This window comes from Inquilinus sp. YAF38, from assembly GCF_052113205.1.
In the GTDB taxonomy this organism is placed as follows: Bacteria; Pseudomonadota; Alphaproteobacteria; order DSM-16000; family Inquilinaceae; genus Inquilinus.
Window position 1 is genome coordinate 1 of record NZ_JBFRCU010000164.1, and the last position, 7160, is coordinate 7160.

At 69.4% G+C, this 7160-nt stretch carries 6 protein-coding genes and 1 riboswitch; of the genes, 4 read left to right on the forward strand and 2 right to left on the reverse strand.

What is annotated here, in order from left to right; all coding sequences use genetic code 11:
* Positions 1 to 185 precede the first annotated feature (185 nt).
* A riboswitch (TPP riboswitch) is annotated at positions 186 to 290 on the forward strand.
* Between the two features lie 56 nt (positions 291 to 346).
* The 3 genes from thiB to thiQ all read left to right on the forward strand — a co-directional run bounded on the left by thiB (position 347) and on the right by thiQ (position 3824).
* On the forward strand, positions 347 to 1348 hold the full coding sequence (gene thiB / locus AB4Z01_RS35500) for a thiamine ABC transporter substrate binding subunit (protein WP_441701470.1): 1002 nt from the start codon (positions 347 to 349) through the stop codon (positions 1346 to 1348).
* Positions 1349 to 1537: 189 nt separating this feature from the next.
* Entirely contained in the window at positions 1538 to 3121 is a 1584-nt protein-coding gene (gene thiP, locus AB4Z01_RS35505) for a thiamine/thiamine pyrophosphate ABC transporter permease (protein ID WP_441701471.1), read from the forward strand.
* Positions 3102 to 3824: a thiamine ABC transporter ATP-binding protein gene (thiQ, locus tag AB4Z01_RS35510; protein WP_441701473.1), complete on the forward strand. Its 723-nt coding sequence runs from the start codon at positions 3102 to 3104 to the stop codon at positions 3822 to 3824. The genes thiP and thiQ overlap by 20 nt, the downstream gene beginning before the upstream one ends.
* Here the strand turns inward: thiQ and AB4Z01_RS35515 are convergent.
* Entirely contained in the window at positions 3821 to 5062 is a 1242-nt protein-coding gene (locus tag AB4Z01_RS35515) for a GrpB family protein (RefSeq protein ID WP_441701474.1), read from the reverse strand. The genes thiQ and AB4Z01_RS35515 overlap by 4 nt on opposite strands.
* On the reverse strand, positions 5059 to 6444 hold the full coding sequence (locus AB4Z01_RS35520) for a sodium:proton antiporter (protein WP_441701476.1): 1386 nt from the start codon (positions 6442 to 6444) through the stop codon (positions 5059 to 5061). Before AB4Z01_RS35520 ends, AB4Z01_RS35515 begins: the two co-directional genes overlap by 4 nt.
* A gap of 246 nt (positions 6445 to 6690) precedes the next feature.
* On the opposite strand from AB4Z01_RS35520, the gene AB4Z01_RS35525 reads away from it, so the two are divergent.
* The coding region (locus tag AB4Z01_RS35525; RefSeq protein WP_441701478.1) for an SRPBCC family protein at positions 6691 to 7160 on the forward strand (470 nt) is incomplete at its 3' end.

The following is a 7160-nucleotide window of genomic DNA, read 5'->3' on the forward strand; positions in this document are numbered from 1 at the left end:
CCTCGGTGGTCTCAACTTCGAAATCGGGCGCGTCCTCACCAATCGCGAGCGGTCCGGCCATTTTTTACCTCCAGTTATCGTTAATCTTGTAATTTTACCGCGCTGCGGAGCCGATGTCATCAGGAGCCTTGTTGCGGACGATCTGTCACCTCGTTGACACGGGAAAGGCGCGCCCCGATGATGCGCGCGTCTTGCCGGGGTGCCCGAACGGGGGCTGAGAGGCGCGTCAGCGTCAACCCGACGAACCTGATCCGGGTCATGCCGGCGGAGGGAGCGCGAGACGACGCCTCAGGCATCGGCACGTCCCTCTTCTCCGCCCCGCTTCAACCCCCGCGGAGGAACCGTGATGCGCCTGTTTGCCGCCGTCCTGCTGACGGCCCTGACCTCCGCCCTCGCCGGGACGGCCGTGGCCGAGACCCCAGTGCTGAAGGTCTACACCTATGAATCCTTCACCGCCGACTGGGGGCCTGGCCCGCAGGTGAAGAAGGCCTTCGAGGCCGAATGCGGCTGCACGGTCGAGTTTACCTCGGTCGAGGACGGCGTCGCCCTGCTGTCGCGGCTGAAGCTGGAGGGCAAGTCGAGCCAGGCGGATGTGGTGCTGGGCCTCGACACCAACCTGACCGCCGAGGCGACGGCGACCGGGCTGTTCGCGCCGCATGGCCAGAAGCTCGACGGGCTGTCGCTGCCGGTGGCCTGGACCGATCCGGTCTTCGTGCCCTTCGACTGGAGCTACTTCGCCTTCGTCTACGACAAGACCAAGGTGCCGAACCCGCCCAAGAGCCTGCACGACCTGGTCGAGAACAGCGACCTGGAGCTGACCATCCAGGACCCGCGCACCAGCACGCCGGGCCTTGGCCTGCTGCTCTGGGTCAAGCAGGTGTACGGCGACAAGGCGCCGGAGGCCTGGGCCAAGCTGAAGCCGCGCATCCTCACCGTCACCCCGGGCTGGAGCGAGAGCTACGGCCTGTTCCGTAAGGGCGAGGTGCCGATGACCTTCAGCTACATCACCTCGCCGCCCTATCACGTGATCGCCGAGAACGACAATAACGTGGGCGCCGCGGTGTTCAGCGAGGGCAACTACCTGCAGGTCGAGGTCGCGGCCAAGCTGGCGTCGTCGCAGCATCCCGAGCTGGCCGACAAATTCCTCGCCTTCATGCTGACCCCGGCCTTCCAGGACCTGCTGCCGACCACCCAGTGGATGTACCCTGCGGTGACGCCGAAGGGCGGGCTGCCCGACGCCTACAAGGCCCTGCCGGCCCCGGCCAAGGCGCTGCTGTACCCGCCGGAGGAGGTCGCCGCCAATCGCGCTGCCTGGATCGCCGAATGGCTGCAGTCGACCAGCAGGTAGAACAGGACCAGGCCTTTGGGCCGAGCCACCCCCTCACCCTCCCGGCCCAAGCGGGCCGGGCCCCTCCCTCTCCCCGAGGAGAGTGGAAGCGCGGCGCCGTCTCACCTCTCCTCGAGGAGAGGTCGAAATCGCGCATCGATTTCGGGTGAGGGGGAAGCCGGCGCCGGACGTGTCCGCTGTTCCATTCCGATGCCCTACCTCCCCGGCCTCCTGGCGCTGCTTGCTATCCTGGCGCTGATCGGCACCGCGACAACGGGCCTCCTCCGCGCCGCGTCCGAGTTCGACCTGCTGTCGGTCTGGGCCGATCCGTATCTCTGGTCGGTGCTGCGCTTCACCGCGCTGCAGGCCGGGCTGTCGGCGCTGATCAGCGTCGCCATCGCCATCCCGGTCGCCCGCGCCCTGTCGCGCCGCCGCTTCCCCGGCCGGACGCTGCTGCTGCGGCTGTTCGGGCTGCCGATGATCGTGCCGGCCGTGGCCGGCGCCTTCGGCATCCTGACCGTGTTCGGCCGCTCCGGCCTGCTCGCCGACCTGTTCGCGGCGCTGGGGCTGCCGATCCGGCCGAACATCTACGGCCTGACCGGCATCCTGCTGGCGCATGTGTTCTTCAATATGCCCTTCGCCGTGCGCGTGCTGCTGGCGGCCTGGGGCACCATCCCGGCCGAGAGCTGGCGCCTGGCGTCGATGCTGGGGCTGCGCGGCGCAGACCTGTTCCGGCTGGTCGAATGGCCGATGCTGCGGCGCCAGTTGCCAGGCCTGATCGCCCTGGTCTTCCTGCTGTGCTTCACCAGCTTCGCCGTGGTGCTGACGCTCGGCGGCGGCCCGGCCTCAGCCACCATCGAGATCGCGATCTTCCAAGCGCTGCGCTTCGACTTCGACCCCGGCCGCGCCGTCGCCCTGTCGCTGCTGCAGGTCGCCCTCTGCGCCCTCTTGGTGCTGACGGCGATGCGGCTGACCGGCCGGGTCGCTGATGAGGGTGGCGTCGGCCGCCCGGTGCTGCGCGACGACGGACGCGGCACGACGGCCCGCACGATCGACACCGTGGTCCTGGTCCTCGCCGCCGGCTTCGTGCTGATGCCATTGGTCGCGATCCTGGTCGAGGGGCTGGCCGGTCTCGGCAAGCCGATCCTGTTCAGCCCCGCTCTGTGGCATGCCGCCGGACGCAGCCTGGCCGTCGCCCTCGGCGCCGCCACCCTCGCTTTGGTGCTGGGCTGGGCGCTGGCGCACAGCATCGCCGTGCTGCGCATCGGCCGGCGCCGCCGCCGGCTGGCCCGGCTGTTCGAGCTCAGYGGCACGGTGGTGCTGGTGGTGCCGCCGCTGGCGCTCGGCGCCGGGCTGTTCGTCATGCTGCTCGGCACCGCCGACCTGCGGCTCTGGGCGCTGCCGATCGTCGCCATGGTCAACGCCCTGATGGCCCTGCCCTTCGTGCTGCGCCTGCTGGTCGGCGCCGCCGAGTTGGCGCAGCACCGCCACGGACGGCTGGCCGACAGCCTCGGCCTGTCCGGCTGGGCGCGCCTCAGGCTGGTGGAATGGCCGCTGCTGCGCCGGCCGGCCGGCTTCGCCCTGGCGATCGCGGCGGGCCTGGCCTTCGGCGACCTCGGCGCCGCCGCCCTGTTCGGCGGGGACGGCAACCAGACCCTGCCGGTGCTGGTGGCGCAGCTGCTCGGAGCCTACCGGCTGCGGGAGGCGTCGACCGTCGTGCTGCTGCTGGTGCTAATGGGCTTGGCCCTGTTCGGCCTGATCGAGAGGATCTTCGGTGGCCACACGCGCGATTGAAATCGAAGGCCTGACCTATCGCTACGAGGCGATGGCGATGCGCTTCGACCTGGCGGTCGAGGCCGGCGCCTTCGTCGTGCTGTTCGGGCCCAGCGGCGCCGGCAAGAGCACGCTGCTGAACCTGATCGCCGGCTTCGAGGCGCCGCTGTCCGGCACCTTGCGCCTGCTCGGCCGCGACGTGCTGGGCCTGTCGCCGGCGGCTCGGCCGGTCACCACCCTGTTCCAGGACCACAACCTGTTCCCGCACCTGACGGCGGCGAAGAACGTGGCGCTGGGGCTGCATCCCGGGCGGCTGAGCCCGGCCGAGACGGCGCAGGTGGCGGAGGCGCTGGCCCATGTCGACCTGGAGGGGTTGGAGGCGCGCCGGCCGGCGGAGCTGTCCGGCGGCGAGCGCCAGCGCGTCGCCTTGGCCCGCAGCTTGGTGCGCGACCGCCCGATCCTGCTGCTGGACGAGCCCTTCGCCGCGCTGGGCCCGGCGCAGCGGCGCGAGATGGTGCAACTGGTCGACCGGCTGCGGCGGGAGCGCGGCCTGACCGTGCTGATGGTCAGCCACCAGCTCGACGCCCTGCCCGGCATCGACGTGCAGGCCGCCTTCATCGAGGACGGCCGCATCGCCGCCACCGGCCCGGCGACCGAGCTGCTGACCCGCCCGCCGCTGCCGGAGATCGCCGATTATCTCGGCTATGTCGGGCCGGCGAGCTAGCCGACGCGGCGGCAGACCAGCGTGACGTGATCCCACCACGGATTGATGCGGACGCTGCGGTCTTGAATGGCGAATCCCGCATCCGCAAGCTCAGTTTCGAGCGCTGCCAACGGCTTCAAGGTCCGGTAAGGCCGACTGTCCTGCATCAGGCAGTGCATCTGCGGATCGAAGCGAGCCTTGGCATCATCGGATCGGGGCTCACCGCACATGCTGCTGACCACGAAGACGCCATCGAGCTGCAAGATACGGCGCACCTCCGCAAGGCACTGCCCTCGGTCGCCACCGATCAGGCAATGCAGGCAGCTGCCGTCGAACACGATGTCGAAGATGCCGTCGGCGAAGACCGGCATGTGGCATACGGTGCCCTGATGAAAGGATCCGCGGAGCCCTGCCGCCGCGAACCGCTCCCGCGCCCAGGCCACGGCAGTCCCGGCGATATCGATGCCGTGGACCTCATACCCCTTCCCGGCCATCAGATACGATGACAGGCCGTTGCCGCAGCCGAGCTCGAGCATCCGGGCCGGCGGCGCTGGCAGGATGCCCTCACGCTGCAGCCGATCGAGCGTCTCCCTGACCCCGGCCGCTCCGCGTTCGTACTGCTCGCCGGCCCATCCCCGCGCTCCGGTCTCTCGCAGGCGCCGGTACTGGGCCTCGTAGTCGTAGGCCCGTGGCTCGATCTCCGGTGGGCGGTCGTCAGGGACACGCATGTTCCGATGCGCCGCTTCCAGCCGCACGATCTCGGCGACGAAGGGTCCCTTGCCGCCGGTGTAGTGGTCCCAGTCGTCCTCGGTCTCGGCCGCCAGCCGGCGCCTCAGCGCGGCATAGGCGGCGGCCGCTTCGGGGTGCTGCCGGAGATGGTCACGAAACAGCATCCGGCGCAGATGCGTCGCCGTGCCTGGCACGCAGAGATAGAGCCGCTGCCCGCGCGAGCTGCGGCCAGTGGTGAAGGTCCACATGCCGTCGCGGTACTTGTCGCCGTGATAGGCGTAGTCGCCGGTCGCCTGCATCCGCTCGATCGCCTCGGGGATCGCCGCGGCAGAGCGCAGCACGATGTCGACGTCGATCTTCGGCTTGGCGCAGAGGCCCGGCACCGCCGTGCTGCCGATGTGGTGGATCTCGAGGACGAGACCGCCCAGCAGCTGTTCCAGCCCGGCCCGGATCTCCCCGAACAGCGCCGGCCAGGCCGGGTCGTAGTCGACCACTTCGATGGCTCGGCGTTTCATCGGCTTCTCGCTCAAGGTCCCGCGTAGAAGATTAGCGACACCAGCGCGAACAGCGGCAGCAGGATGCCGCAGGACCAGAGCATGTAGCCGAAGAAGCTGGGCATCGGCACGCCGCGCTCCTGCGCGATCGAGCGCACCATGAAGTTCGGCGCGTTGCCGATATAGGTGTTGGCGCCCATGAACACGGCGCCGGCGGAGATGGCGCCGAGTGTCGTCGCCCAGGCGCCCATCAGGTGCTGCGCGTCGGCGCCGGCCATGTTGAAGAAGACGAGATAGGTCGGCGCGTTGTCGAGGAAGCTGGACAGCGCCCCGGTCAGCCAGAAATAGGCCAGGTTGTTCGGCTCGCCGGTGCCGCCGACGAGGTCGACCAGATCGGCCAGCGCCCCGTCGCGGCCGGCCCGCAGAATGGCGATGGCCGGCACGATGGTGACGAAGATCGCCGCGAACAGCTTGCCGACCTCGATGATCGGGAACCAGTTGAAGTCGTTCAGCCGCCGGCTTTCCTGCGACGTCAGCACCCAGGACAGGCCGATGATCGCCAGCAGCAGCAGGTCACGAGCCAGATTCTCCGGCGCCACCGGCACGTGATAGACGGTCAGCTCCACGCCCGGCTTCCAGACGCCGCTCAGCAGCACGGCGCCGATGACGCCGACCAGCAGCAGCAGGTTGACGCCGCCCTCCAGCCCGAACGGCACGCGCGGCTCCGCCGGCACCTCGCGCAGCCCGTGCTCGCGCCGGAACAGCACCGTGTCGAGGATGGCGTACAGCACCAGCAGGATCACCGAGCAAAGCAGCGTCGGCAGCAGCAGATGCTGCGTCGGCCAGAAGAACGACACGCCCTGCAGGAAGCCGAGGAACAGCGGCGGGTCGCCCAGCGGCGTCAGCGCGCCGCCGATGTTGCCGACCAGAAAGATGAAGAACACCACCGTGTGGACGCGAAAGCGCCGGTTCTCGTTGGCACGCAGCAGCGGCCGGATCAGCAGCATGCAGGCGCCGGTGGTGCCCATCCAGCTGGCGATCGCGGTGCCGACGAACAGGATGCCGAGATTGACCGCCGGCGTGCCGACCAGCGTGCCCTTCAGCCGCACCCCGCCGGCGACGACGAACAGCGCCGCCAGCAGGATGATGAAGGGCAGGTACTCGGTCAGCGCCACCGTCAGCACCTCGTACAGGGCGAGGTCGGCGCCATGGATCGCGGCAAAGGGCACCAGGAAGGCCAGGCCCCAGAAGGCGGCGACCTTGCCGAAGTGCCGGTGCCAGAAATGCGGCCGGACCAGCGGGAACAGCGCGATCGACAGGAGGATGCCGATGAAGGGGATGATCCAGGCCAGGCCGAGCTGCGACCCGTCAAGATGAGGTGCGCCCTCAGAGGCGGCCCAGGCCGGTGCGGTCGACATGAAGGCAGTTACTCCCGCAGCAAATCCCAAGCAGCGGCAGGCCTGTCGCGACACCGGCATGAACATCCCTTCTGGCTTCATGATTTTGAGCGGCCGGAGTATGGCGACGAAGGCCGGAGCAGCCAACCTTTTCCGGGCCGTGCGAGCACGCTTTGCCTGACACACCAAGGTAGGGTTGTCGCGGCCGGTGGGCCGCACTAGCTTCGAGAGACGGAGCCGACCGGCTCGAGACGAAGGGACCGTACGATGGAAATGACGGGCGAGCATCGGATCGCGGCGCCGCGGTCGGTGGTCTGGGAGGGGCTGAACGATCCCGAGGTGCTGCGCCGGTCGATTCCTGGCTGCGACACCCTGCAGAAGACCTCGCCGACCGAGATGACGGCGACCGTCACCGCCAAGGTCGGGCCGGTCAAGGCCAGCTTTGGCGGCCAGGTCACCCTGTCCAACCTGAACCCGCCCGAGAGCTACACCATCTCCGGCGAGGGCAAGGGCGGCGCCGCCGGATTCGCCAAGGGCGGCGCCGACGTCAAGCTGGTCGAGGACGGCGACGGCACGCTGCTGCACTACGCGGTGAAGGCCAATATCGGCGGCAAGCTGGCGCAGCTCGGCGCCCGGCTGATCGACGGCACCGCCAGGAAGATGGCCGACGACTTCTTCACCCGCTTCGCCGCCGAGATGGAGCAGCGCGCCGCCGCTGCMCCCGCACCGGCTCCGAC